The following is a 2,626-nucleotide window of genomic DNA, read 5'->3' as shown; positions in this document are numbered from 1 at the left end:
CCGCCACCCCCGCCCAGCGGCGGCGGCAAGGGCAAGACGATCGGCCTGGTGGTCGGCGCGGTCGTCCTCGTCGGCGCGATCATCGGCGGCGCCGTCCTCGTCCTCGGCGACGACGACAAGGGCCCGAACAACGCCGGCAAGAACTCCGTGGTGACCGACGACGGCGCCCACAAGCTGGAAGCGCCCCCGAAGATCGGCAAGTTCACCAAGCAGGCAAGCCTGGGCCAGGGTCTGGAGGCGCAGATCGAACGGGACGTCAAGCACCTGCCCATCGAGGACCCCGAATCCCTCTTCGCGAGCTACAGCACGGTCGACGCCTCCGACCCGAGCAAGCTCGACCCGGCCGCGCTCGCGACGATGGAGACGCTCGGCTACGTCGGGGCCTGGGGAAAGATCAACGATCCCGACGCCGCCGTTGACAAGTACTTCGACGTGTTGAAGCAGGGGTCCCGCCCTGGGGGGCAGATCGAGCTGATCGGCGACGTGCGAGCGGTGACCCCGCCGGGGCTGAGCGGCGCGGTCATGAAGTGCCAGGAAACCAAGATCACCATTCAGCCCGGTCAGCCCCCGCAGCAGAGCGCCACCTGTGTCTGGGCGGACAAGAGCACGCTCGGTGCCGTGTCCCCCGGCAAGAGCCCGCTGGGCGGCGGCACGACCGTGGACGCGGCCGCTCGCCTGGCCGTGGAGGTCCGCGACAACACCCGCGTCGCCGCCGACTGACACGCGAGGCTGTTTCACTTCCCGGCCCCGGCGCAACGACGTGCGCCGGGGCCGACGTGTGTGACGGCCGCCGTTGTCCGGTTTCCGTGACCCTGCGCTCACAGCGAACAGTTCCCTGAGCGGGATGGCACCCGCCTGCCTGCGCGTTAGGGTCCATGGATACGAGGGCAGGGGAGTCCCCGAAGCCGCGTAAGCGGCTTGGCAGCGGGGCCCCGGCCCCAGCAGAAGACGCTGAGACGGCCGTTGCCGTCAGAGACGAGCAGGTGGATACGTGACGAATCTGATGCCTTCCGCCGCCGGCGAGCCGTCCATCGGCGGTGGCCTCGGCGACCAGGTCTACAGCCGACTGCTCGGCGAGCGGATCATCTTCCTCGGCCAGCAGGTGGACGACGAGATCGCCAACAAGATCACGGCCCAGATGCTGCTCCTCGCCGCCGACCCGGACAAGGACATCTACCTCTACATCAACAGCCCCGGCGGCTCGGTGACGGCCGGCATGGCGATCTACGACACCATGCAGTACATCCCGAACGACGTCGTCACCATCGGTATGGGCATGGCCGCCTCGATGGGCCAGTTCCTGCTGACCGGCGGCAGCGCCGGCAAGCGCTTCGCCCTGCCGAACACCGACATCCTGATGCACCAGGGTTCCGCCGGCGTCGGCGGTACCGCCTCGGACATCAAGATCCAGGCCGAGTACCTGCTTCGCACGAAGAAGCGGATGGCCGAGATCACCGCGCTCCACACCGGCCAGACCGAGGAGACCATCATCCGCGACGGTGACCGCGACCGCTGGTTCACCGCCGAGGAGGCCAAGGACTACGGCCTGATCGACGAGATCATCTCCGCTGCTTCGGGCGTCCCGGGCGGCGGCGGCACCGGCGCGTGAGCCGCACGGCCGGCCGGCCGCACCCCAGCCAAGCCCACTCGAACGCCAGCAGGATGGTGAACACACCGATGAACAACTTCCCGGGCGCCTCCGCCAGCGGCCTCTACACGGGCCCGCAGGTGGACAACCGCTACGTCGTCCCGCGATTCGTGGAGCGCACCTCCCAGGGTGTGCGCGAGTACGACCCGTACGCGAAGCTCTTCGAGGAGCGAGTGATCTTCCTCGGCGTGCAGATCGACGACGCCTCCGCCAACGACGTGATGGCGCAGCTGCTGTGCCTGGAGTCGATGGACCCGGACCGCGACATCTCCATCTACATCAACAGCCCCGGCGGCTCGATGACGGCGCTGACCGCCATCTACGACACGATGCAGTTCGTGAAGCCGGACATCCAGACGGTCTGCATGGGTCAGGCCGCCTCCGCCGCCGCCGTGCTGCTCGCCGCCGGTACGCCCGGCAAGCGGATGGCGCTGCCCAACGCCCGGGTGCTCATCCACCAGCCGTCGACCCAGACCGGCCGGGAGCAGCTGTCGGACCTGGAGATCGCGGCCAACGAGATCCTGCGGCTGCGCAGCCAGTTGGAGCAGATGCTGTCCCGGCACTCCAACAAGACGGTCGAGCAGGTGAGCGAGGACATCGAGCGCGACAAGATCCTCACCGCCGAGGAGTCGCTCGCCTACGGTCTCGTCGACCAGATCGTCAGCACCCGCAAGATGACCGCCGGCGTGAGCTGACCGGCGACCGGGGGCGACGACCCTCCCCGTGGCGCGGCTCGGTGTTCGCGAGCCCTGCCGTACGAGTCCCGTACGAGCCGCGCCCGGGGGGCCCGAACGGGGGCCGGACAGGTACCGTCGAAGTCAGGCACCAGGAGCGCTGGACCCAGCGGCTCCCAGGCGAAGGGGATGCACCTCGTGGCACGCATCGGTGATGGTGGCGATCTGCTGAAGTGTTCTTTCTGCGGGAAGAGTCAGAAGCAGGTGAAGAAGCTTATCGCAGGTCCTGGTGTGTATATCTGTG

General features: G+C 68.4%; 4 protein-coding genes. All 4 read left to right on the top strand.

Annotation, left to right across the window (positions count from 1 at the left end):
- The coding region (locus FNX44_RS28335) for a hypothetical protein (RefSeq protein WP_173019293.1) at positions 1 to 720 on the top strand (720 nt) is incomplete at its 5' end.
- 283 nt (positions 721 to 1,003) lie between these two features.
- Positions 1,004 to 1,609, top strand: a complete 606-nt coding sequence (locus tag FNX44_RS25900) for an ATP-dependent Clp protease proteolytic subunit (protein ID WP_143651407.1) — start codon at positions 1,004 to 1,006, stop codon at positions 1,607 to 1,609.
- 53 nt (positions 1,610 to 1,662) lie between these two features.
- The gene (locus tag FNX44_RS25895; protein ID WP_143651406.1) at positions 1,663 to 2,343 is read left to right on the top strand and encodes an ATP-dependent Clp protease proteolytic subunit; all 681 of its coding nucleotides are present in this window, start codon (positions 1,663 to 1,665) and stop codon (positions 2,341 to 2,343) included.
- Between the two features lie 177 nt (positions 2,344 to 2,520).
- Positions 2,521 to 2,626: ClpX C4-type zinc finger protein (locus FNX44_RS25890; RefSeq protein ID WP_143647443.1), on the top strand; the 106-nt coding region annotated here is incomplete at its 3' end.

It is taken from the genome of Streptomyces alkaliterrae (assembly GCF_007097205.2).
GTDB classification, from domain to species: domain Bacteria; phylum Actinomycetota; class Actinomycetes; order Streptomycetales; family Streptomycetaceae; genus Streptomyces; species Streptomyces alkaliterrae.
This window is presented reverse-complemented; position numbering and strand designations above follow the sequence as displayed.

Bases quoted from the DNA above. Each gene is read 5' to 3' on its own strand.
- FNX44_RS25900 (WP_143651407.1), top strand. From the start codon at position 1,004: ATGCCTTCCGCCGCCGGCGAGCCGTCCATCGGCGGTGGCCTCGGCGAC.
- FNX44_RS25895 (WP_143651406.1), top strand. From the start codon at position 1,663: ATGGTGAACACACCGATGAACAACTTCCCGGGCGCCTCCGCCAGCGGC.